This window comes from Veillonella parvula (assembly GCF_902810435.1).
Lineage (GTDB): Bacteria > Bacillota > Negativicutes > Veillonellales > Veillonellaceae > Veillonella.
Genome location: NZ_LR778174.1, coordinates 1702765 through 1725938, shown reverse-complemented (window position 1 = coordinate 1725938; position 23174 = coordinate 1702765). Strand labels below are relative to the sequence as shown.

27 protein-coding genes and 9 tRNA genes are annotated in these 23174 nt (G+C 39.6%); 33 read left to right on the top strand and 3 right to left on the bottom strand.

What is annotated here, in order from left to right; genetic code table 11:
- Nucleotides 1-8: 8 nt before the first annotated feature.
- From rpmD to FNLLGLLA_RS07760, 30 genes are all read left to right on the top strand, one after another.
- Nucleotides 9-188: a 50S ribosomal protein L30 gene (gene rpmD, locus FNLLGLLA_RS07905; protein WP_004695138.1), complete on the top strand. Its 180-nt coding sequence runs from the start codon at nucleotides 9-11 to the stop codon at nucleotides 186-188.
- Nucleotides 189-210: 22 nt separating this feature from the next.
- Entirely contained in the window at nucleotides 211-657 is a 447-nt protein-coding gene (rplO, locus tag FNLLGLLA_RS07900) for a 50S ribosomal protein L15 (protein ID WP_004695141.1), read from the top strand.
- Nucleotide 658: 1 nt separating this feature from the next.
- The gene (gene secY, locus FNLLGLLA_RS07895; RefSeq protein ID WP_012864761.1) at nucleotides 659-1921 is read left to right on the top strand and encodes a preprotein translocase subunit SecY; all 1263 of its coding nucleotides are present in this window, start codon (nucleotides 659-661) and stop codon (nucleotides 1919-1921) included.
- A gap of 12 nt (nucleotides 1922-1933) precedes the next feature.
- Entirely contained in the window at nucleotides 1934-2497 is a 564-nt protein-coding gene (locus tag FNLLGLLA_RS07890; RefSeq protein ID WP_004695145.1) for an adenylate kinase, read from the top strand.
- A 3-nt stretch (nucleotides 2498-2500) separates the two neighbouring features.
- Nucleotides 2501-3271, top strand: a complete 771-nt coding sequence (map, locus tag FNLLGLLA_RS07885; protein ID WP_156697250.1) for a type I methionyl aminopeptidase — start codon at nucleotides 2501-2503, stop codon at nucleotides 3269-3271.
- A gap of 22 nt (nucleotides 3272-3293) precedes the next feature.
- Nucleotides 3294-3512, top strand: coding sequence for a translation initiation factor IF-1 (infA, locus tag FNLLGLLA_RS07880; protein ID WP_004695147.1), 219 nt, complete (start codon nucleotides 3294-3296; stop codon nucleotides 3510-3512).
- 26 nt (nucleotides 3513-3538) lie between these two features.
- Nucleotides 3539-3652, top strand: coding sequence for a 50S ribosomal protein L36 (gene rpmJ / locus FNLLGLLA_RS07875; RefSeq protein ID WP_004695148.1), 114 nt, complete (start codon nucleotides 3539-3541; stop codon nucleotides 3650-3652).
- Nucleotides 3653-3675: 23 nt separating this feature from the next.
- Entirely contained in the window at nucleotides 3676-4044 is a 369-nt protein-coding gene (rpsM, locus tag FNLLGLLA_RS07870) for a 30S ribosomal protein S13 (RefSeq protein ID WP_004695149.1), read from the top strand.
- Nucleotides 4045-4063: 19 nt separating this feature from the next.
- Nucleotides 4064-4453, top strand: coding sequence for a 30S ribosomal protein S11 (rpsK, locus tag FNLLGLLA_RS07865; RefSeq protein ID WP_004695151.1), 390 nt, complete (start codon nucleotides 4064-4066; stop codon nucleotides 4451-4453).
- A 70-nt stretch (nucleotides 4454-4523) separates the two neighbouring features.
- Nucleotides 4524-5528: a DNA-directed RNA polymerase subunit alpha gene (locus tag FNLLGLLA_RS07860; protein WP_004695153.1), complete on the top strand. Its 1005-nt coding sequence runs from the start codon at nucleotides 4524-4526 to the stop codon at nucleotides 5526-5528.
- A 12-nt stretch (nucleotides 5529-5540) separates the two neighbouring features.
- Nucleotides 5541-5876, top strand: a complete 336-nt coding sequence (rplQ, locus tag FNLLGLLA_RS07855; protein ID WP_004695155.1) for a 50S ribosomal protein L17 — start codon at nucleotides 5541-5543, stop codon at nucleotides 5874-5876.
- Nucleotides 5877-6160: 284 nt separating this feature from the next.
- Nucleotides 6161-7069 carry an energy-coupling factor transporter ATPase gene (locus tag FNLLGLLA_RS07850; protein ID WP_004695158.1) on the top strand — a complete coding sequence of 303 codons (909 nt, stop codon included), beginning with the start codon at nucleotides 6161-6163 and terminating at the stop codon, nucleotides 7067-7069.
- The gene (locus FNLLGLLA_RS07845) at nucleotides 7069-7929 is read left to right on the top strand and encodes an energy-coupling factor transporter ATPase (protein ID WP_004695160.1); all 861 of its coding nucleotides are present in this window, start codon (nucleotides 7069-7071) and stop codon (nucleotides 7927-7929) included. Before FNLLGLLA_RS07850 ends, FNLLGLLA_RS07845 begins: the two co-directional genes overlap by 1 nt.
- Nucleotides 7919-8722 (top strand): energy-coupling factor transporter transmembrane component T family protein, encoded by an 804-nt coding sequence (locus tag FNLLGLLA_RS07840; RefSeq protein WP_119562536.1) that lies wholly within the window; start codon nucleotides 7919-7921, stop codon nucleotides 8720-8722. The genes FNLLGLLA_RS07845 and FNLLGLLA_RS07840 overlap by 11 nt, the downstream gene beginning before the upstream one ends.
- A complete protein-coding gene (truA, locus tag FNLLGLLA_RS07835; protein ID WP_156697249.1) occupies nucleotides 8719-9504 on the top strand; it encodes a tRNA pseudouridine(38-40) synthase TruA in 786 nt (261 codons plus the stop codon). Before FNLLGLLA_RS07840 ends, truA begins: the two co-directional genes overlap by 4 nt.
- Before the next feature lie 296 nt (nucleotides 9505-9800).
- A complete protein-coding gene (locus FNLLGLLA_RS07830; protein ID WP_004698101.1) occupies nucleotides 9801-11552 on the top strand; it encodes a 2-oxoacid:acceptor oxidoreductase subunit alpha in 1752 nt (583 codons plus the stop codon).
- Nucleotide 11553: 1 nt separating this feature from the next.
- Nucleotides 11554-12426: a 2-oxoacid:ferredoxin oxidoreductase subunit beta gene (locus FNLLGLLA_RS07825; protein ID WP_004695167.1), complete on the top strand. Its 873-nt coding sequence runs from the start codon at nucleotides 11554-11556 to the stop codon at nucleotides 12424-12426.
- Nucleotides 12427-12633: 207 nt separating this feature from the next.
- A complete protein-coding gene (locus FNLLGLLA_RS07820) occupies nucleotides 12634-13980 on the top strand; it encodes an MATE family efflux transporter (protein WP_156697248.1) in 1347 nt (448 codons plus the stop codon).
- Nucleotides 13981-14087: 107 nt separating this feature from the next.
- Nucleotides 14088-14975 carry a prephenate dehydrogenase gene (locus tag FNLLGLLA_RS07815; protein WP_008714958.1) on the top strand — a complete coding sequence of 296 codons (888 nt, stop codon included), beginning with the start codon at nucleotides 14088-14090 and terminating at the stop codon, nucleotides 14973-14975.
- 124 nt (nucleotides 14976-15099) lie between these two features.
- On the top strand, nucleotides 15100-16137 hold the full coding sequence (cobT, locus tag FNLLGLLA_RS07810) for a nicotinate-nucleotide--dimethylbenzimidazole phosphoribosyltransferase (RefSeq protein ID WP_012864755.1): 1038 nt from the start codon (nucleotides 15100-15102) through the stop codon (nucleotides 16135-16137).
- Entirely contained in the window at nucleotides 16134-17237 is a 1104-nt protein-coding gene (locus FNLLGLLA_RS07805) for a nicotinate-nucleotide--dimethylbenzimidazole phosphoribosyltransferase (RefSeq protein WP_156697247.1), read from the top strand. Before cobT ends, FNLLGLLA_RS07805 begins: the two co-directional genes overlap by 4 nt.
- 200 nt (nucleotides 17238-17437) lie before the next feature.
- Nucleotides 17438-17512 (top strand) — tRNA-Gly (locus FNLLGLLA_RS07800).
- Nucleotides 17513-17517: 5 nt separating this feature from the next.
- Nucleotides 17518-17593 (top strand) — tRNA-Asn (locus FNLLGLLA_RS07795).
- Between the two features lie 3 nt (nucleotides 17594-17596).
- A tRNA-Lys gene (locus FNLLGLLA_RS07790) sits at nucleotides 17597-17672 on the top strand.
- 5 nt (nucleotides 17673-17677) lie between these two features.
- Nucleotides 17678-17752: transfer RNA gene (locus tag FNLLGLLA_RS07785), tRNA-Glu, on the top strand.
- A 5-nt stretch (nucleotides 17753-17757) separates the two neighbouring features.
- Nucleotides 17758-17833 (top strand) — tRNA-Val (locus FNLLGLLA_RS07780).
- Nucleotides 17834-17836: 3 nt separating this feature from the next.
- Nucleotides 17837-17911 (top strand) — tRNA-Gly (locus tag FNLLGLLA_RS07775).
- 7 nt (nucleotides 17912-17918) lie between these two features.
- Nucleotides 17919-17994: transfer RNA gene (locus tag FNLLGLLA_RS07770), tRNA-Asn, on the top strand.
- A gap of 4 nt (nucleotides 17995-17998) precedes the next feature.
- Nucleotides 17999-18073, top strand: a tRNA-Glu gene (locus FNLLGLLA_RS07765).
- A 3-nt stretch (nucleotides 18074-18076) separates the two neighbouring features.
- Nucleotides 18077-18152 (top strand) — tRNA-Val (locus tag FNLLGLLA_RS07760).
- A 253-nt stretch (nucleotides 18153-18405) separates the two neighbouring features.
- Here the strand turns inward: FNLLGLLA_RS07760 and FNLLGLLA_RS07755 are convergent.
- Both FNLLGLLA_RS07755 and FNLLGLLA_RS07750 read right to left on the bottom strand, forming a co-directional pair.
- Nucleotides 18406-18729 carry a YnfA family protein gene (locus tag FNLLGLLA_RS07755; protein WP_156697246.1) on the bottom strand — a complete coding sequence of 108 codons (324 nt, stop codon included), beginning with the start codon at nucleotides 18727-18729 and terminating at the stop codon, nucleotides 18406-18408.
- A 153-nt stretch (nucleotides 18730-18882) separates the two neighbouring features.
- Nucleotides 18883-19782 carry a LysR family transcriptional regulator gene (locus FNLLGLLA_RS07750; protein ID WP_156697245.1) on the bottom strand — a complete coding sequence of 300 codons (900 nt, stop codon included), beginning with the start codon at nucleotides 19780-19782 and terminating at the stop codon, nucleotides 18883-18885.
- Between the two features lie 297 nt (nucleotides 19783-20079).
- Here FNLLGLLA_RS07750 and rpsD point away from each other — a divergent pair, with 297 nt between their 5' ends.
- Nucleotides 20080-20667 (top strand): 30S ribosomal protein S4, encoded by a 588-nt coding sequence (rpsD, locus tag FNLLGLLA_RS07745; RefSeq protein ID WP_004695181.1) that lies wholly within the window; start codon nucleotides 20080-20082, stop codon nucleotides 20665-20667.
- Between the two features lie 97 nt (nucleotides 20668-20764).
- On the opposite strand, the gene FNLLGLLA_RS07740 is transcribed toward rpsD, so the two are convergent.
- Complete coding sequence (locus FNLLGLLA_RS07740) at nucleotides 20765-21970, bottom strand: MFS transporter (protein ID WP_156697244.1); 1206 nt, start codon at nucleotides 21968-21970, stop codon at nucleotides 20765-20767.
- 218 nt (nucleotides 21971-22188) lie between these two features.
- Here FNLLGLLA_RS07740 and FNLLGLLA_RS07735 point away from each other — a divergent pair, with 218 nt between their 5' ends.
- A complete protein-coding gene (locus FNLLGLLA_RS07735; RefSeq protein ID WP_156697243.1) occupies nucleotides 22189-22566 on the top strand; it encodes a WapI family immunity protein in 378 nt (125 codons plus the stop codon).
- Nucleotides 22567-22722: 156 nt separating this feature from the next.
- The gene (gene rplM, locus FNLLGLLA_RS07730; protein WP_174892356.1) at nucleotides 22723-23163 is read left to right on the top strand and encodes a 50S ribosomal protein L13; all 441 of its coding nucleotides are present in this window, start codon (nucleotides 22723-22725) and stop codon (nucleotides 23161-23163) included.
- The last annotated feature ends 11 nt before the right edge of the window (nucleotides 23164-23174 follow it).

The window sequence follows — 23174 nt, the reverse complement described above, 5'->3', positions numbered from 1 at the left end:
GACAAGAAATGGCACAAGTTAAAGTAACATTAACAAGAAGCTTAATCGGTCGTCCTGAAGATCAACGCGCGACAGTTAAAGCTTTGGGCTTGAAAAAAACTAATTCTCAAGTCGTAAAAGAAGTAACACCTCAAATCGAAGGTATGCTTCATAAAGTTAGACATTTAGTAAAAGTTGAAGAAGTTTAATACTGATAAGGAGGTGCACTGAATGAAACTTCATGAATTACAACCAGCAGCTGGTTCTAAAAAAACTCGTACTCGTGTAGGCCGTGGTTTAGGTTCTGGCTTGGGTAAAACATCTGGTCGTGGTCAAAAAGGTCAAAACTCCCGTTCTGGCGGTGGCGTTCGCTCCGGTTTTGAAGGCGGCCAAATGCCTCTTTATCGTCGTTTACCAAAACGCGGTTTCAACAACAGCGTTTTTGCTAAACAATATGCTGAAGTTAACGTAGCACAATTAAATCGCTTTGAAGATGGTGCAACAGTTGATCCAGTAGCTCTTATTGAAGCTGGCATTTTGAAAAATGTACGCGATGGTATTCGTATTTTAGGTAACGGTACATTGGAAACTAAAAACTTGACTGTTATCGCTAATGGCTTCACTAAAGCTGCTGAAGAAAAAATCACAGCAGCAGGCGGAAAAGTTGAGGTGATCTAGGGTGCTAGATAGCCTCTCGAACATCTTTAAGATTACTGAGTTACGTAACAAGATCTTGTACACATTGATGATGTTTGCTGTGTTTAGAGCCGGCATTCACATCCCAGTACCAGGTGTAGATGCATCTGTTATCGAATCCTTGTTTACATCCGGTAACCTATTTGGTCTATTAGACTTGTTTGCTGGTGGTGCGCTAAGTAAGTTCTCTATCTTTGCGATGAGTATTACCCCTTACATTAATGCTTCCATCATCATGCAACTGCTTCAGTCTGTAGTTCCTCAGTTTGAAGCATGGAGTAAAGATGGTGAAGACGGGCGTAAGAAAATAGCGAAGGTAACTCGTTATGGCACCGTAGTCCTTGGCTTTGTACAAGCCGCTGGTATGGCATTTGCTCTTAGAGCAAACAACGCTTTGGTAAATAATGATTTCCTTAGCGTATTCGTTGTGGCCATCATCCTCACAGCAGGCACATGTTTGTTGATGTGGATTGGTGAGCAAATCACAGCATATGGTATAGGTAATGGTATTTCCTTGATCATCTTTGCTGGTATCGTAGCTCGATTGCCAGATGGTCTCGAAACTATTTATCAATATATCCAAAACGGAACCATTAACATGTTCCAAGCATTCTTATTTGCTGTAATTGCACTTGCGATGATCGCTGTCGTAGTGGCAGTTACACAAGGCCAACGTCGCATTCCTATCCAATACGCAAAACGCGTAGTAGGGCGTAAAATGTACGGTGGTCACTCTACATTCTTGCCGTTGAAAGTCAATCAGGCAGGTGTAATCCCAATTATCTTTGCGTCATCTGTGTTGATGTTCCCTGTAACAATTGCACAATTTATTGACAATGAATTTGTTCATAAAGTTGCTGATTTATTTACATGGGGGACGCCGTTACAAACGGCATTGTATGCGATATTGATCTTTATCTTTACGTATTTCTATACTGCAATCTCTATCAACATTACAGATATGGCAGATAATATGAAAAAATACGGTGGTTTTATCCCAGGTATTCGTGCGGGTAAACCAACTGCTGATTATGTGGATAACGTGATGACCAAGATCACTTTGGCTGGCGCTGTATTCTTAGCTGTCGTTGCTATTATACCGAATTTCCTCGGTAGTATAACCGGCGTCCAAGGCGTATACTTTGGTGGTACGGCTCTTCTTATCGTTGTAGGTGTAGCACTTGATACAATGCAACAAATTGAGTCGCTCATGGTAACACGCCACTATAAAGGCTTTGTGAAATAGGAGGGAAACGATATGTATATTTTATTAATGGGACCTCCTGGTGCTGGTAAAGGCACTCAGGCAGCTCGACTTATTGAAAAATACGGTATTCCCCAAATTTCAACAGGTGATATGTTCCGCGCTGCGATTAAGAACGAAACACCTCTTGGAGTTGAGGCTAAGAAATACATCGATGCTGGTCAATTGGTACCAGACAGTGTAACTGTTGGTATCGTACGTGATCGCTTGGTGAAAGATGACTGCAAATCTGGATTTATTCTTGATGGATTTCCAAGAACTACAGCGCAAGCTGTATCCTTGGATGCAATCCTTAAAGAATTAGGAATTTCTTTGGACGCTGTACTTAATTTAAACGTTCCTTCCGAGGAATTGGTTAAACGTATTAGCGAACGAGCTGTTCTAGAAAATCGTGCTGATGATAACCCTGAAACAGTACAGAAACGTCTAGCTGTGTACGAAGAATCTACTAAACCATTAATTGATTACTATCGCAATAGCGGATTATATCAAGAAATTAATGGTTTACAAGATGTAGACGCAGTATTTGCTGACATCATTAAGGCGTTGGAGAAATAATCTATGATTATTTTGAAATCGCCCCATGAGATTGAATGTATCCGCAAGGCAAGTAAGCTTACAGCAGACACGTTGTCCTTGTTAGTAAAAAAGGCTAAACCTGGCATCACGACGCTTGAGTTAGATACAATTGCCGAAGAATATATTCGCAGCCACGGTGGTATACCAAGTTGTAAAGGGTACTATGGATTCCCCGCTACAATCTGTGCTTCTATTAACGAAGAAGTCGTTCATGGTATTCCGAGCGCTAAGCGTAAGCTTAAAAACGGCGATGTCCTCAGTATTGATCTCGTATCATCTATTGATGGATATCACGGCGATTCGGCTGTGACGATTCCTATCGGTCACGTCAAACCCGATGTGATGAAATTGTTAAAAGTTACAGAGGAAAGTCTGTTCAAGGGAATTGAACAAGTGAAAGTCGGTAACCGTATTGGTGCTATCGGTCACGCTGTTCAAACGTATTGTGAGAAACATGGTTACGGTGTCGTACGCGACTTCGTAGGTCATGGTTTAGGCCGCGAAATGCATGAAGATCCGCAAATACCAAACTATGGTAGTCTTGATCAAGGACCTCTTATGAAACCAGGTATGGTATTGTGTATTGAACCGATGATTACATTAGGTACTCACCGTGTTCGTGTATTAGGGGATGACTGGACAGCAGTTACAGTAGATGGTAAACCTGCTGCTCATTTCGAACATACAGTGGTTGTTACAGAAAACGGCCCTGAAATATTAACTATGCGGGAAGAACCGCGGTTAATTAAATAAACAGGTAACCGGAGGAAAAGATATGTCAAAAGAAGACGTTATTGAGGTGGAAGGTACGGTCGTTGAGGCATTACCGAATGCCATGTTCCAAGTTGAATTGGAAAATGGTCATATCGTATTGGCTCATGTGTCAGGTAAAATGCGTATGAATTTTATCCGTATTCTTCCTGGTGATAAAGTTACTATGGAACTGACACCGTATGACTTAAATCGTGGTCGCATCACCTATCGCTTTAAATAAGCATAGGGTCCACAAAGGAGGTACTAATGAAGGTTCAACCATCAGTTAAAAAGATATGCGAAAAATGTAAAATCATTAAACGCAAAGGCCGTGTAATGGTTATTTGCGAAAATCCAAAACATAAACAAAAACAAGGATAATCTGATAGGAGGTGGATGATTAGATGGCACGTATCGCCGGTGTAGATTTACCTCGTGATAAACGAGTGGAAATTGGTTTAACTTATATTTATGGTATTGGTCCGACTTTAGCATCTGAAATTATTGCTAAAACTGGTATCAATCCTGACACACGCGTTCGCGATCTTTCTGAAGATGAAGTAGCGAAAATCCGTGAATTGTTAGATGCTGATTACAAAGTAGAAGGTGACCTTCGTCGTGAAGAAGCTCTTAACATTAAACGCTTAATTGAAATCAACTCCTATCGAGGCAAACGTCATCGTATGGGTTTACCACTTCGTGGTCAACGTACTAAAACGAATGCACGTACTCGCAAAGGTCCTAGAAAAGCAATTGCTGGTAAAAAGAAATAAGATAAAGGAGGGATAAAGCGTGGCTAAAAAAGTTGTTAGAACTAAAAGAAAAGAAAAGAAACATATTGAATCCGGTGCGGCTCATATTCGTTCTACATTCAATAACACTATCGTAACTTTGACAGATACAAACGGTAATGCGTTGTCTTGGGCTTCCGCTGGTGGCTTGGGCTTCCGTGGTTCTCGTAAATCCACTCCATTTGCTGCTCAAATGGCTGCTGAACAAGCTGCTAAAGCTGCAATGGAACATGGTCTTCGCACTGTTGAAGTATTCGTAAAAGGTCCTGGATCCGGCCGTGAAGCTGCAATCCGTGCTTTACAAGCTGCAGGTCTTGAAGTTACTTCCATTAAAGACGTAACTCCAATTCCTCACAATGGTTGTCGCCCTCCAAAACGCCGTCGTGTATAATTTATAGCGACCGATATGATACGGTGCTATAATTAACTATGAACGTGTGTTATATAGGAGGATGTTCCTGATGAGCGAAGAAAAGAAACTTAAAATCGAGAAAGTGGACATCGCCGATGGCGGTCGTTATGGTAAGTTCGTATGTGAACCATTAGATCGTGGTTATGGGATCACTCTCGGTAATAGCTTACGCAGAATTTTGCTTTCATCCTTGGATGGGGCAGCTATAACCTCTATCAAAATTGATGGAGTTCTTCATGAATTCTCTACTATTCCTGGTATTCGCGAAGACGTTACGGATATCATCCTTAACTTAAAGCAATTGTGCATCAAAGTTGAAGAAGAAGCACAATTACCTTTGGAAGTTCATTTCGACTTCCAAAAGGATGGAATATTGACAGCTGCTGATTTGGCTGAACAATTCCCACCAGAGGTAGAAGTATTGAATCCTGAACTCGTGATTGCGACAATGGATGAGACAGCTCATCTCGTAATGGACGTAGTAATCGAACGAGGTAAAGGCTATGTTCCTTCAACGAAGAATAAAAAAGATACTGATGTTATTGGTTGTATTCCAATCGATTCCATCTTCTCTCCAATTCTTCGTGCTAAATACGAAGTGAGTGATGTTCGTGTAGGCAATGAAATGGACTTCGACAAACTTACATTAGAAGTTTGGACTGATGGCTCCATTACTGCTGCTGATGCAGTGGCAAAATCTGCTGCCATTATGATTGGTTATTTAGGGAACTTCACTAAATTAGCGCATTCTGCAGATGTTGTAGATGTAAACACTGGTGAAGGCGGTATCGTTATAGATCCAGTAGGTTCCGATAATGAAGAACCAGCTGTAGATGACGGCCCAGCAAAGATTTCCATCGACGAGTTGGAACTCTCTGTTCGTGCGTATAACTGCTTGAAACGTGCTGGCATTAATACAATTGCAGACTTGCTAGACAAAACCATTGATGACTTAGGAAAAGTTCGCAACTTAGGTAAAAAATCTATCGATGAAATTGAGGAAAAACTCAATAATCATCCAGGTGGTTTTCAACTTAAACAAAAAGGCGAATAAGGAGGAAGACGAATGTACAGAAAATTAGGCCGCGACAGCTCCGCTCGTAAAGCGTTGTTCCGTAGCATGTTAACATCTTTCTTCCAATATGAGCGTATTGAAACGACTGAAGCTAAAGCGAAAGAACTTCGTTCTTTAGCTGATCAAATGGTAACTTTGGCTAAACGTGGTGATCTTCATGCACGTCGCCAAGTTCTTGCATACCTCATGGATGAAAGTGTAGTAAAAAAATTGTTTGATACAATTGCTCCAAAATATGCAGACCGTCAAGGTGGTTACACTCGTGTAATCAAAACTGGTCTTCGCAAAGGTGACGCTGCACCTTTGGCTATTATCGAGTTAGTTTAATCAAACTCATACGGTGTTGTAACTTATGTTGCAGCACCGTTTTTTTATTGTCAATTTTATGGTACAATCGACTAGTATAATATCGTAATATGTTAGCAGTTATCGTAAAGAATGAATATGTATTGTCAACCTTTTGCATAATATCTAAGACATTATTAAATTCAAGTTCTATTAAATAGGATAAATTGAAATATGGGGATTATGCACAACATGAGTATGATAGATGATGCAAATGGTTCTACTTTCATAGAAACGAAATTGACTAGAAAGATATGAGGTTATCCATGAATGAACAAGACATTATGATTGAGGTCAATCATATGAGTCATATTTATACTGATGAAAACGGCAATGATGTACGTGCCTTGGATGATGTGAATCTATCCATTAAGCGTGGTGAATTTGTTTGTATCATTGGCACTAATGGCAGTGGTAAAAGTACGCTTGCCAAGCATTTTAATGTGTTATTACAACCTAGTGAAGGTCATATCAATGTATGTGGCTTTGATACGCGGGATGAAGCGCATATTTGGAATATTCGCCAACATGTAGGAATGGTATTCCAAAATCCTGATAACCAAATCGTAGCGGCCGTTGTAGAGGAGGACGTTGCTTTTGGTCCAGAAAACTTAGGTATTCCTAGTGCAGAAATTAGACAACGTGTCGATGCAGCGTTAGCCGCTGTTAATATGACTGAATATAGAGAACATGGGCCCCATTTATTATCGGGCGGACAAAAACAACGTATTGCTATCGCAGGTGTATTAGCGATGAAGCCAGATTGCATCGTTCTTGATGAACCAACAGCGATGCTCGATCCAAAAGGTCGCCGCGAAGTGCTTGAAACGGTTCACAAGCTCAATAAGGAAGAGGGCATTACGATTGTATATATTACGCACTTCATGGAGGAAGCTGTTACGGCAGACCGAGTTGTGGTTATGAAAAATGGTGTGAAATTACATGATGGTACGCCTCGTGAAATTTTTAGCCATGTAGATACTTTAAAAGGGCTGGGCCTCGATGTACCGGTAGCCTCTGAGATTGCTTTCAAATTGAATGCTAAAGGTTATGAAGTGGGTAAGAGTATCATTAATAATGAAGAGTTAGCAAAAGGGCTCAAAGGCTCAAAGTTAGGCAAGCAATTATCCGCTATACACTCAACAGATGCTCCAAGAGGGGAGGGAACCCATTAATGGCGATTGTGTTAGATAATATTACATATACCTACGGCATGGGTACCCCTTTTGAAAAGACTGCGCTTCGTGGTGTATCACTTACCATTGAAAATGGGGAGTTTCTAGGTGTTATCGGTCATACTGGTTCCGGTAAATCTACCTTTGTACAACATCTAAATGGGCTATTACATCCTACAACTGGTACAGTTACTGTCAATGGTGTAGATATTAGTGCCTCCACAGAGGAAGCTAAAAAAATGCGTCATAAGGTGGGGATGGTATTCCAGTATCCAGAGCATCAATTGTTTGAAGAAACCATCGCTCAAGATATCGCCTTTGGTCCTAAAAATTTAGGGCTTAGTGCTGATGACGTAGACGAGCGTGTGCGAGATGCGATGAAGTTCGTAGGGCTCGATTATGACACATATGCAGAACGTTCTCCATTCCATTTATCTGGTGGTCAAATGCGCCGCGTGGCTATTGCTGGCGTAGTGGCTATGGATCCAGATTTTCTCGTGCTTGATGAACCATCTGCTGGTCTTGATCCATTTGGACGGGAAGAAATCTTTGAAGAAATCATTCGACTTCATAAAGAAAAGGGGATCACTGTAATTCTTGTATCTCACAATATGGAAGATATTTCTCGCATGGCCTCTCGTCTTGTGGTACTCGATAAAGGGCGTATCGTTCTCGATGGTGAACCGATGGACATCTTTAATAATCATCGTGATGAATTACAGGCTGTCGGTGTAGATGTACCGCCAGTGTCTGTTACCATGGAATATTTGCGCGAACAAGGTCTTGATGTGTCTAATCGCGTACTATCTGTAGATGATGCGGTGCAAGCAATTCTCGAAGGAGGTAACCATGTTAAATAATATTACTATTGGTCAATACTTCCCAGGAAACTCTTTCTTGCATCGCATGGATCCACGCGCAAAGATTATTGCCACTACTATATTCGTTGTAGCCATATTCTTGGCGAATTCTCCACTGGCATATGGCATTGTAGGTGGGTTCACTATCTTTGCAATGCTATTATCACGTTTGCCGTTACGTCTGATGTGGTCTGCTATTAAACCGCTTTGGATTATCATCGTATTTACTATGGGGATTCATATTTTTACGACACCAGGCAATCCAATTTTTCAATGGGGGATTATCAATATTACCGACTATGGCGTGGCAATGGGCCTTCAAATGGCGGCACGCTTAATCTTCTTAATCTTGTTTTCTTCTTTGTTGACCTATACCACATCACCAATTCGCTTAACTGATGGTATCGAGCACTTGCTCAATCCGTTTCGTCGCATAGGTGTTCCTGCTCATGAGCTGGCTATGATGATGACTATTGCGCTGCGTTTCATCCCTACCTTATTGGACGAGACGGATCGTATTATGAAAGCACAATCTGCTCGTGGGGCAGACTTTGTAACAGGCTCTATCATTCAACGCGCAAAAAATATGGTGCCTCTTTTAGTGCCATTATTTATTAGTGCGTTTCGACGGGCCGATGAATTAGCTATCGCTATGGAGGCGCGTTGCTATAGAGGTGGCGTCAATCGTACACGTATGAAAGAATTACAAGTTACCTATGTCGATTATATTGGCGTTGGTGCTGTTGTCTTGATTACGATTATACTCATTGCATTGTGGTGGTTAGGTCTATGAGAAACATACGGATCATAGTGGCTTATGATGGTACAGATTTAGTCGGTTATCAAAAGCAACCTAATGATAAGGGTTTAACTGTACAAGGTTGTTTGGAATATGGTTTATCACGTATTTGTAATGAACCGATTCAAATTTATGGTGCCTCTCGTACTGATGCGGGTGTGCATGCTAAATTTCAAGTTTGTACATTTCAAACGTCGGGGACTATACCAGTAGAAAATATTCCTCGTGCTATGATAGCTCATATTCCTAAGGATATAGTCGTTCTAGAAGCGGTAGAAATTCCGCTAGATTGGAAGCCACGGTGGAATATATACGGTAAAGAGTATGTATATACGATTCATAATCAGCTCATTGCAGATCCTTTGACGCAGCGATATCATTGGCATGTGAAAAAGCCTCTAAATATTGCTCGTATGCAGGCTGCAGGTAATGAACTAGTAGGTACACATGACTTTACAACCCTAAAGGGAACAAACTCAACTCCTGCAGATCCTGTAAAGACAATTATGGGAATTCGTGTTGAGGCCCGAGGTTCACAGGTGACGATTTCTGTGATTGGTGATGGTTTTTTATATCATATGGTCCGCAATATTGCAGGCTTACTTGTAGATATAGGTCTTGGTCGTCGCAAGGTTGAGGATATTAAAGGATATTTAGCCGCTAAAGACCGGCGTGCTATAGGGAAAACTGCACCTGCTCAAGGCTTATGTTTAGAAGAAATATTCTTCACTGAAGAGCGACAACAAGAGGTATTACGGAATAAATATTTTAGATGATTCGAGAATAAATATTCTATATAATTTTATATAGACTCTTTTTTTGATGTGAAAGTATAAAACGTTGAGCATAAATACTAAAAGGATACTACTTCAAAAGTAGTATCCTTTTTTTCTTATAATTTTTAGTTATAATGCCTTAATTTATACCTATTATTATGTGAAATGATACATTGTAAACCTAAAATATACATGATACAATGGCGATATAAGACAGGTTCGTACTATAAAACATTAACATAGTAAGGTAGACTCTTGTCAGCAGTGTAATTTTTATCCTAAGGAGGGTGAATCTCTTGCAAAAACGTAAAGATTTTATCTGGAAAATGGGCGGCCAACAAGGTGAAGGTATCGAGAGTTGCGGCGAAATTATGGCCACAATCCTTGCTAAAGAAGGCTACTCTTTGTATAGCCAACGTTTATTTGCATCTCGCATCAAAGGTGGTCATACTACATTCGCATTGCGCGTAGCATTGGAACAAATTATGTCCATTGGTGAAGGGGTAGACTTCTTGCTTTCCCTTGATCAAGAAACCGTTGATATGCACGGTTCCGAAGTACGTGATGGTGGATATATCATCTGTGATAGCAAAGTTAATCCAGACTTTTCTAAATTTGAAGGTACAAAGATTAATTGCTTATCTTTGCCTATCTCTGAAACAGCAATGAAACAAGGCTCCTTGTTGATGCGTAATATCGTAGCACTTGGGATGTCCGTAGCGCTTCTTGGCTTTGATACTAAGATGTTTAAAGATGCTATTACTGAGAAATTTGCAAAGAAATCCCAAGAGATTATTGATAAAAACTTGGCTGCTTTCGATGATGGTCATAGCCTTGTAATGGAAAAATTAGGCGATGTTGAAATCGATACATTGCCAGCGCCTGGTAAGAAAGATCAAATGTTCTTATTAGGTAACGAAGCATGTGCTCTTGGTGCTATTGCAGCAGGCTCCCGTTTTATGGCGTCTTATCCTATTACACCAGCATCCGAAGTTATGGAATACATGATTAAAACTATGGATAAGTTGGGCTCAACTGTTGTTCAAACAGAAGACGAAATCGCAGCATGTATGACGGCTATGGGTGGCGTATACGCAGGTGTTCGTGGTTTCACATGTACTTCTGGCCCAGGTCTTTCCTTGATGGCAGAATCCTTGTCCATGGCTTCCATGGCTGAATTGCCAATGGTTGTTATCGACGTTCAACGTTCTGGCCCATCCACTGGTATGGCTACAAAAGTTGAACAATCCGATATTGATGCGGCTTGCTACAATGCACATGGCGACTACTCTGGTATCGTAATTTCTCCAACATCTATCGAAGAATGCTTCTATGAGATTCAAAAAGCTTTCAACTTGGCAGAAATGTATCAATGTCCAGTTATCTTTATGCCTGACTTACAACAAGGTTTGAATAAACAATCCGTTCCTTCCTTCGATTTGAACCGCGTACCTATTAATCGCGGTAAAATGATGAAAGAAGCTGAACTACCTGAATTGGTACAACCTAACTACTTCAAACGCTTTGAATTGACTGAAGATGGCATTTCTCCGCGTACAATTCCAGGCATGAAAAATGGTCTTTTCCTTTCCACAGGTTTAGAGCATAATGAAGAAGGTAAACCAGCAGAAGCGCCTACAATGCACGTAGCGCAAACTGATAAACGGTTCCGCAAATTGGAAACTGTAGCTGATAACTATGAACCATTCTTGAACAATGCTAAATACGACGAAGCAGATGTACTCGTTGTAGGTATGGCTTCTAGCCGTGGAGCTATTGAAGAAGCCGTTGCTGAATTCGATCAAGAAGGCGTTAAAGTTAATCACTTACAATTGCGCTTAATTAAACCATTCCCAGCAAAGCAATTACAACCGTTCTTTGATGCTGCGAAAAAAGTAGTTATTGTAGAACACAATAAAACTGGTCAATTGGCTAACTTATTTAAAATCAACATGCATAAGAAACATAAGATTTCTAGCTGCTTGAAATACGATGGTAATCCATTCACAAAAAGTTATGTGAAAAATGCGATTAAGGAGGTCCTATAATATGACAACAGCTAAAGATTACAGAAATGATATTCGTCCTAACTGGTGTCCAGGCTGTGGCCATTATGGGGTTCAAGCGGCGATTACTGACGCTGTAGTAGCGAAAAATATTCCACCAGAAAAATTAGCCGTAATTTCCGGTATCGGTTGTTCTAGCCGTATCGGTGGCTATTTCTACGCTTATGGTGCACATACAACTCATGGCCGTGCGCTTCCTTATGCGCAAGGTGTTAAACTTGCTAACCAAGATCTTGAAGTTATTGCATTCTCCGGTGATGGCGATGCGTTCGCTATCGGTATGGGTCATACCATTCATGCTTTCAAACGTAATGTAAACATGACATACGTAGTAATGGATAACCATGTATATGGTTTGACTAAAGGTCAAGCATCCCCTCGTTCTGACATCGGTTTTGTTACAAAAACAACTCCTCATGGTGCGTTTGAGTCTCCATTGTCCGTTTGTGAAACTGCGATTGCAGCAGGTGCTACATTCGTAGCACAAAGCTATATGGTGAATCGTAAAGAGCTCGTTGATTTGATTCAACAAGCCATGGATCATGAGGGCTTCTCCTTCATCAATGTATTCAGCCCATGTGTTACATATAATAAACGCAATAGTTACGATTGGTTCAAAGAACATTTAGTAGCATTGCCTGAAGGTTATGACCCAACAGATCGTGCAACAGCGCTTAAAACTTTGGGTGATACTGATGGTTTGGTTACAGGCCTTATCTATCAAAATACATCTAAACCTTCCTTTGAAAAAGCAATGGCTGCAGCAAATGGCGGACCACATCCTCGTCCATTGACTGAAGATGTTGTAAAACCTGACCAAGCATTATTTGATAGCCTTTGTAATGGCTTCAAATAAGCATTAGCAGAACACTATAGATACTTGCTTGTCTACATAATAAACGTGTCACCTTCGGGTGGCACGTTTTTTGTATGTACTATTTTATGAAAAACTATTTAGTATATTGCTTTCTGCGATTTGTCCCATGTGGTTATATAACGTGATATAATAAGGACATTGTATGATATTCATTGCAATTGTATCGTATTCATTGCAGAGGTTTTTATGAAAGCATACGAAAAGGGGATTAGTCTATATATCTGGACTTTGAGTTGGCCTATATTTATTGAAGTGTTCCTACAGATGCTAGTAGGTAATATAGACCAATTGATGATGAGTCACTACTCGCCTCAAGCGGTAGCAGCGGTAGCTAATGCCAATCAAATTTTAAATATCTTTATTATGCTCATCATCGTCATGAGTACAGCTACGACGATTTTGATTGCCCAATATTTAGGAGCGAGAAACCAGTCTAAGCTATCAGAGGTATGTACGGTCAGCTTAATGATGAATTTTTTCTTTTCATCTATAGCGGCAGTATTCTTTATTACTTTCCATGAATGGATCTTTACATGGCTAGGTATACCACCAGAAACGATGAGTGATACGTCGATATATACTACTATCGTTGCTGCAGGGCTACCGATACAAGCGATGTATTATGCGTTAGTAGCCGTATTTAGAGGTCACTCATTAACACGCGTTACCATGTACGTTGCCCTTGTAATGAATATCATTCATATTCTAACAAACTATGTATTAATCTTTGGACATGGTCCAATACCAAGTCTTGGGGTATTAGGTGTTTCTATTTCAACATGGCTATCTAAAGTCGTAGGGCTCGTGATTATTGGATATACTTTTAAGAAATTATTAACCTTAGAGGTGAGCTTTAAATTCTTAAAACCATTTCCGTGGCATACGGTTAAGTCTTTATTGCATATCAGTATTCCTTCTGGTGGAGAAACATTGAGCTATCAATTATCTCAAACTACAATCATGAAAATGATCAACATGTTAGGCTTAGCAGTTATTAATACTAAAGTTTATGTATCTGTTATCGCCATGCTTTGTTATGTATACACCATAGCGCTATCCAATGCTTCACAAGTTATCGTAGGTTTCCTAATGGGCGCTAAACGCCAAGAGGAGGTTACTAGTCGTGTATGGAAGTCTATGTATTTAGCGATTGCTATTAACGTAGGTCTTGCTACATTCTTCTATGTGACTAGTGATTTTGTTGTATCTGTGTTTACTTCGGATCCGGAAATCCTAGAGTTAGCACATAATGTATTACTGGTTGAGATCTTTCTTGAGTTAGGACGTGCAGTAAATATCGTTATGGTTGGTTGTTTGCAGGCTGCCGGTGATATTCGTACGCCTATGCTAGTGGGAATCTTTGGCATGTGGTTATGCGCCGTGTCATTATCGTATCTATTTGGTATTTACTGGGGTTGGGGCCTTGTTGGTATATGGATTGCCATGGCCGCTGATGAAATCTTGCGAGGTTTATTGTTTATATATCGTTGGTATAGCGGTAAATGGAGAAACAAGCATCTTATCGAAGCTTAATTTCATTCTCCCTAATTTTGATTTACAATTAGCTAAATAATAATGTAATATAACTAGCATTATATTGGAGAATAGACATTGCTAGTTTTACTTGAAAGTAGGTTTATATGAGTAAGACAGTGGGCATTATTGGCTTAGGCCTATTAGGTGGATCCTTGGCAAAGGCCTTAAAGGAATATACAGATTATGAGGTAGTAGGCTATGCACGTCGTCAAGAGGTCTGTGATGCGGCCATTCAAGATGGTGTGGTAAAAGCTGCGTGGACTGAAGTTGAGCCATTGATTAAGAACTCAGATATCGTTGTGTTCTCCTTGCCACCTGATACAAATGCACGACTTTTTACTGAAACGGCTCATCTATTTAGACCGGGACAAGTCGTAACCGATGTATCTAGTGCGAAGGAAAATTTTGTACGAGCCGTTTATGAATCGATTCCTAAGGGGACCGTTTTCGTATCTGTCCATCCTATGGCAGGATCCGAAAAGGGTGGGTATGAAGTATCTCATAAAAACCTATTCAAAGGTATGGGCTGGATCGTGTTAGAAGATAAGGCATCTGATGTATATAGTGAAGAAGTAGCTCAAGAATTAGCTGACATGGGTCGTGCCTTAGGGTCTCGTATCGAGTTTGTCGATATTTATGCTCACGATGCATATCTGGCTATGGTTAGTCATATGCCTCACTTATTGGCCTCTATTTTAACACAAGTTTCGGGAGGCGATGAATTGGGCGAATTGCGCATGAAATTATCTGCTGGTGGGTTCCGTGACTGCACCCGTGTTGCAGGTGGGTTACCATCTATGTGGCGTGAAATTATCTATGGAAATCGTCGTAATGTCATCGAAGGTCTCACACAAGTTGAAGCAGAAATTCAACGTGTAAAAGAAATACTTTTACAAGAGGATGACGGTCAAGAATTAGAAATCTATCTTGAACGAAGTCGCGAGATTCGAGGAAAGTTACCGTATTTAACTGGTCAGATCAAGGATAATTAAAATCGCGTAGTTTTGTATCCTATAAGAGAGTAAATGTAACTGAAAAAATATGACATATATCTAGAATCGTGTATACTATATATCGATATGAGTATGTAAATAGTATTATGTTAAGGGAGCTTTTATGAGTTTGTTACAAGAAACTTGTGGCGCTATTACAGGTCGCAGCTTAAAGATTGAACAACATATATTTAATAGCTGGAATGCAGAATCGCCGGTGGAACTATATGGTCGTCTTGTAGATGTTGTGGCTCAATATGGGGCTGCTACGAATCAAGAGCAGGTAACCGTGCCAAAACCATGTATGATTATTGCTTCTGCGGATCATGGCGTAGCTGATATGGGTGTCAGTGCGTATCCCAAGGAAACAACTGTTGGAATGACACAAAATTATCTAATCCCTAAAGGGGCGGGTGCTAACTCCCTAGCTAATTATTGTGGGGCCCAAATGGAAGTTATCGACATGGGAATCGATGCGGATATGAGTTGGGTTCCAGGCCTTCGAAGTCATAAACTGGGGATGGGTACAAAAAACTTTGTAGAAGAGCCCGCCATGACGCGCGAACAAGCCGTGGAGGGCATCGAAACAGGGATTCGTCTAGTAAAAGAAAAAATCGATGAAGGCTTTAACGTATTTTTGGTAGGTGAAATGGGCATATCAAATACGACAGCTAGTGCCCTTATGACCGCTAAGTTTGCAGGTCTTACAGCGGAAGAGGCGACGGGACGAGGAACGAATATTTCCGATGAACGACTCAAACTAAAACAGCGGATCGTTCATGATGTGCTAGAAAAATATAAGGATATTAGTAAGGATGATGCTCTTGGTATTTTATCGTCTGTAGGCGGTTTTGAATTTGCTTGTATTGTGGGTGTTATCTTAGGCGCTGCAGCAAATCATGGGTTAGTTATTATCGATGGATTTAATACATCGGCTTGTGCATTGGTGGCTAAAACATTGGCTCCAAAAGCGATGGATTATGTGATGGCTTCACATTTATCTGCTGAAAAAGCGGCCAAATCTTCCTTAGAAAATTTAGGCCTTGAAGCCTATGTAGATTTAGGCCTTTGTTTAGGTGAGGCTTCTGGTGGATCCATACAAATGGGGATGCTAGATCTTGCGGTGCATATGTATATGGCCATTACAGGAGGTAATAAATGAGAACTTTCAAAGTTGAGCCGTTAGATACACAAGCAATGGAAACATGTCGATTCCGTATTGATAATTTGACAAAGCCTATCTATAGCCTGGCTACGTTAGAAACCATAGCGGAGCGTTTTGCAGGAATTTTAGGAGACCCTAAACCAAATCATTTGCGTCAAGGTGTGCTCGTTGTGGCAGCTGATCACTTGGTAGATGGACCGCAAAATGATCAACATGGTAGTGAAAGTTATGCTGTCATAAAACGCTTTAATGAGGGAAGAACAGCTACACAAGGGGCTGCAGCTAAATTAAATGCTGTTGTACATGTGGTAAATGTAGGTCTAGAACAAGACACTTCTGATTTAGTAAATATTGAGCAACAGGTGATTCGAAACGGGTCCCATTTCTTTGGCGCAGAACCTGCTATTTCTCGCGATGAATTAGACCGTGCTATTGAGCTTGGGTTTACTTATGCAGATAAGTTACATAGAGATGGATTACAAGTGGTGGCTATTGGCAATATAGGGGAGAGGGCCTTTCTGGACTCTCTTGTAACGACGGCGTCAATCACAGGTTGTGCCTATGAGAATATTCTCGTTCATAATGAATATGGCCCTACGATAGAGCAACGCGCTGCTCATATTCATTCTTTTGTAGATCGATTTAATATTTCTGTGGATGATTGCTCTGCTTTGAGTGAAAGCGAGCGCCGTGATGCGGTATTGAACTTGCTTCATGTAGCGGGTGGTTTAGATATTGCATTTTTAACGGCCTTTATCTTAGGGGCTGCTAGCCATCGCATGGCTGTAGTCTTTGATAATATAGTAACTGGTGCAGCTGTTTTAGCGGCGGTTACCATTGAACCGCTAGTTAAGGACTATGTGTTCCCGTCGGCTGCCTATGATGAGCCCATACATAAGGAACAATGTCGCTTCTTAGGGGTAAAGCCTTATTTAGACTATAAACTGCTAATCGATGAAGCCTTAGGTTCAACTATGGGACTATCCATTATCGATGCATCGATGCATATGCTGAATGACATGAAAACGTTCATCGAAGCCGAAGTTAGCGTAGCTGAAGATGGAGCAGGTAAAGGTAGACAAAAGGATAAAGAATAACCCGTTTTAAAGGGGGATTGTACCATCTCCCTTTTTCTTGTGTGGGCGATGGTCTTTAAACCAATATTTACTAGCATTTTATGGAAAAACCATTGACACTATATGTGTAAATTGATATTATTATATGGCAGTCAGGACGGACTTAATTCATCCTTGACGACAGATTGATAATTATGTTATAGTAATTATCGGTTCTGTATGCGGGAATAGCTCAGCGGTAGAGCACCGCCTTGCCAAGGCGGGGGTCGCGAGTTCGAATCTCGTTTCCCGCTCCATACATTCCTCGATAGCTCAGTCGGTAGAGCAATCGGCTGTTAACCGATCGGTCGTAGGTTCGAGTCCTACTCGAGGAGCCATTTGACTCACTAGCTCAGTTGGCAGAGCACCTGACTTTTAATCAGGGTGTCCCGCGTTCGAGTCGCGGGTGAGTCACCAATTTTGGCCCGTTGGTCAAGCGGTTAAGACACCGCCCTTTCACGGCGGTATCCCGGGTTCGATTCCCGGACGGGTCACCATATATGGACGATTAGCTCAGCTGGGAGAGCGCCTGCCTTACAAGCAGGATGTCGGCAGTTCGATCCTGTCATCGTCCACCATTTGCGGGAATAGCTCAGCGGTAGAGCACCGCCTTGCCAAGGCGGGGGTCGCGAGTTCGAATCTCGTTTCCCGCTCCATAAACATTCCTCGATAGCTCAGTCGGTAGAGCAATCGGCTGTTAACCGATCGGTCGTAGGTTCGAGTCCTACTCGAGGAGCCATTTTGGCCCGTTGGTCAAGCGGTTAAGACACCGCCCTTTCACGGCGGTATCCCGGGTTCGATTCCCGGACGGGTCACCACATGGACGATTAGCTCAGCTGGGAGAGCGCCTGCCTTACAAGCAGGATGTCGGCAGTTCGATCCTGTCATCGTCCACCAAAGCAAACGGTTATCTTCGGATAGCCGTTTTTTAGTATGTAAAAAGTACATATGGATATAAAAAATACATATGGTCATGTAGATAAATAAAGGAGTACAACTGTTATAGTTGTACTCCTTTTGTTGTAATACTTATATAGTTTTATGTAAAAAATATATAGTTGCTGTGGTTGTACTTTCAAAATATATAGTTAGTTATTGTTATATCTAAAAAATATAAATTTTATTATAGTCACATCTGGAAACTACATATTTAACGTGGTGCATACATGATGATATATACACCTACGAGACATATAAGGCCGCCGATGATATCGTACATATCTGGTCGTAAGCCGTCCACAAGCCAGCCCCATAGAATAGAGAGGGCAATGAATACGCCGCCGTATGCTGCGTATACTTTGCCGAAGCTTGCTTCTGGCTGGAAGGTGGGGATGATGCCGTATAAAAATAAAATAAAAGCACCTGCGATTAGGTAAACCAGACCTTTGTCGTCACGCATGTAGAGCCATACGAGATAGCCGCCACCGATTTCCGCAAGTCCTGCTAGTATAAAGAATAGAATAGATAAGAGCATAGTAACCTCACTGTATTCTTACTGTATTAATTGAAATCTATTCTCTATTCTACAACTTAGGATAAAAGAGAGCAATTGTTTTGTATAGATAGGTCATTTGTTGTTTATAGTAAAACCCCGTACACCAAAAGGTATACGGGGTTCTATTCGTTATTATAAACGTGGTGGTGATTCGCTTTGTATATAATCCATGAAGGTATGCATAGTTTCTGTTTTAGAATTATTCTTCTTAAATGCGAAGCACACTTGTAGTTTGAATGGTTTTTCTAAAGGTACAAAGCCATCATTGATGTTTAAAGAACTTAAAATTTGGCGTGCTACGATGCAACCAGATTTATTCTTTTGACAGTAGTCGATCATTGTATATGGATTGGATAAACGGCTACCGCGGATATGTAGATTTTGTTGACCGTTCCCAACATAGTTTTTTAATGTGCGATACATAAAGTATTTAGGTGGATACATGAGCAGTGGTTGTTGCTGGATAGCTTTTAAACTGGCTGTTTCCATACCGTTCACTAAGTTTGGTGCATAGTATACAAATTCGTCTTCTCTAAGAGCGGTGGATTCGTATGCGGACATATCCTTATTATTTGGTAAATAGAGTAATGCAATGTCGATGCGGTTTTCTCGTAAGTCGAGCATCAATTCTTCTTCTTCCATATCGTAAATACTAACAGAGAATTCAGGATGGTTTTGGAAGAAGTGGGAAACATAACCGTTTAGACGGATATCCCCAAGACTACGTAATACGCCAATGTTTAGAATTGGGCGTTCAACCTTGCTAGCCAAACGAATGGATTGGATAGCTCGTTCCAATGTGTCGAGAACTTGTTCTGCTTCTGGTAGGAATAACTCACCTTCTGGTGTTAAACGGCTACCTCTTGTAGAACGGGAGATTAATTTCACACCAACTAAACGCTCTAATTTTTTCATTTGAGCGCTGAAAGCTGATTGTGTAATATTCATAGATTGTGCAGCTAATGTAAAGCTTCCTGTTTTATTATAGGTAATAAAACTTTGTAGCTCTTGCATTGTAGGTAACTCTTTCATGTTATTCCCCCAACTTAGACATAAGACTCCAATGATACCTATTACCTTACTTATTCATATTGTAGCATACTATAATTGATTTTTCATCTAAATCTATAAAATATGATGAAACATGCACAATCGATATAGTGCGTAGTATTATCGTAAAAAAGTGTAATTAAAAATTGTGATTATGCACTTATTTCAATGACTTTCATAGGTATCGATAATTGACATAACTAGATGAAAATGATATTATACTTGGGTACCATTATGTATAGGTACAGGTTTATTTTAATCTTATGAGGTGATAATCACATGGCAACGAGAAGAGAGGCTCGATTCAAACTTTGTCGTCGCTTTGGTGTGAACGTATTCGGTCACGCAAAAGCCTTGAATCGCGTCAAAAAAGACCAACGTCAGAAGAAAATGTCTGAGTATGGCACACAATTATTAGAAAAACAAAAAGTTAAAGCTTACTACAACTTGCTAGAACGCCAGTTCGTACGCTATTATGATAAAGCGAAAAAAATGCAAGGTGTTACAGGTCAAAACATGTTGATCCTTTTGGAACAACGCCTTGATAACCTTGTATATCGCATCGGCTTCGGTAACTCCATTCGTCAAGCTCGTCAAATGGTAAACCATGGACACATCTTGGTAAACGGTCGTCGCGTAGACATTCCTTCCTTCTCCTGCAAACCAGGCGATGTAATCGAATTGCGCGAAGCATCTCGTGATAACGAAATGTTCAAAACTAATTTCCAAGAACTTCGTTCTTTCGAACTTCCTTACATTGAAAAAGACTTGGAAGGCTTCAAAGCTACTTTCACTCGTCTTCCTCAACGTGAAGAACTTCCTATCGAAGTTAACGAAACACTTATCGTCGAATTGTATTCGAAATAATTTGGCGCAAAAATCCGCAGTGCAACGCACTGCGGATTTTTTATATATTATGTGTGTATTATTTATAAAAGGGTAAATCAAATAATTATCATAAAATCTATCTTTCTTGGTTTAATCGAGTATAGCCTATTATAATAACTGAGCTTATAATTATCCCCAGTCCACATATAAAAAATATATCATGTAGCGGTAATATATTTGCTAAGTTTGTAAATATAGTTATTGATAATATTGATCCAATAGAGAAGCCTGTACTTACAGAACCGCTAGCTAATGTTAACTCTTCCTGTGAAAAAATAGATTGTATATATGCATGAACTAAAACAACGGCTGTAAATAATAATATTTCAGATATACTATATAGAATATAAAGTTGTTCTATTGTTTCTATATAGCCTATGTAAAAAATACTTCCTCCATATAGTATAAAAAGAGGGAACAAAACTTTTTTAAAACTCGTTGCTAAGTTAATAGTAAAATATTTAGCAAGAAGTCCAAAAATAATGAATGATGCCAATCTAGAGATTGTTTGCGTATATCCATACTGACTATCAGTTAAATGTAAGATATCTTTAATAAATATTAATAGTAGAATTGGAATACACATATAAAATATTCTAGCTAATATACCCAAATAAACTATAAAATTAATTTTTTTATTTAGGAATAATAATTTATATCCTTTTATTAAAAGTTGAATGCGGTCATATATGCTTTGTCTAATAGTTTTTTGGGAGATAGTTGAGTGTGATTGTATTCTCACATTTCTATTTAATCGATAAAGTAGGTAGGCTGAAATAATATAAGTAATTGCATCAATAACAAACACCATCGTTAAAGAGTAATTAATTATAACGCTAAATAATAAGGAACCACTTATCAATGCAAAACGATTAATAGACCGGAGCAGTGCATTAAATTTGACTAGATCATTTGTTATATTAGGTATAAAAGAAAGTCTAGCGATTCCTAAAATTTTATTATTAAAACCTATAAGAAAAGCTATGATATATACAAAATAAAGGTTATCTATGAAAACAAAAATTAATAATATAAAACCCGAAACTATTTCAGGAACTACCATAGACCACATTAAGCCTTTTTCTTTTACCAGTATCCCTAAAAATGGGCCTAATAACATTCCAACTAATAATGTTGCTATCGTAACTGCCCCTGTATTAAAGGGACTGTGGGTGGTATTAAATATATATGTTATAAATCCTAGTGTTGTTGCTGTGCTTCCCATTGTCGAAAAAAATAGAGCACTATTTAAGAGAAATGAGTTTTTATTTTCTAGATTCATATTATCATCTCCTAGATTATAGAAGTACAGATATAATATGTATTGTTTTACAAAATCTAAACTAAACTTTTATCAATTTCTGATATTATATATTCATAATTCTATATAAATATATAAATTTCCTGCACAATATAAAGTAATATGTAATATAAGTAGGTTTCTGCTAATGAAAGATAATAAAGGGAACTATTCATTTTTATTATTTAGAGGAGATACTAATGGATTTTATACGTGTTGAGTTAGAAGAAAAATATTTTGCAGATGTTGAGCCTTGGGAAGAGTATATAGCTTTTAGTGTATATATCAAAAGTGGAGACTTTTCTGGTCGAGGTACATTTGTTTATACTGTAAATGAATTTAGAGAATTAATCAGTCAACTCAAATTAATATATATAACATTAGATGGAGACGTTCGTATTGCTTATGATGATTCGGATGATTATGTCCATATTATATGTAAATCATATGGACAGATAAAAGTAGAAGCTCAATTAGGAGGCAGTTGGCGTGATAATTGGGTTAAACTTCTTCTTAATACTGATCAGACCGTATTGAATGAGGTAATACAGCAATGTAATTCTATACTAAAAAAATAATTTGATGACAGCATATAACTGCTAAATTTTAATTGACACAAACTCATAAAATCTGTATACTATTTTGAGTAAGCTTTAGTCGTGTTTCCATTAGCCCCGGAAGCGAGGACTAGCTGATTTTGGTAGAATTATGACGTTATTAGGAGGATAAGCAGCATGAAAACTACATATATGGCCAATCCGAACACAATCGAACGGAAATGGTATGTTGTTGACGCTGAAGGTAAAACTTTAGGACGCCTTGCTGCCGAAGTTGCAAAAGTTCTTCGGGGCAAAAATAAACCAACTTTCACACCACACGTAGACACTGGTGACCATGTGATCGTTGTAAACGCTGAAAAAATTCGCGTAACTGGTAAAAAATTGGAACAAAAGGAATACTTCCGTCACTCTGGTTACCCAGGTGGTTCCCGTTTCACTAAATTGTCCATGATGCTTGAAAAACAACCTGAACGTGTTGTTGAAATGGCAGTTCGTGGTATGCTTCCAAAAAATAAATTGGGTGCACAACAATACCGCAAATTAAACGTATACGCTGGTCCTGAGCATCCACATGCAGCTCAAAAATCAGAAGTGTTAGAAATTTCCGTACGATAATCTAGAGGGAG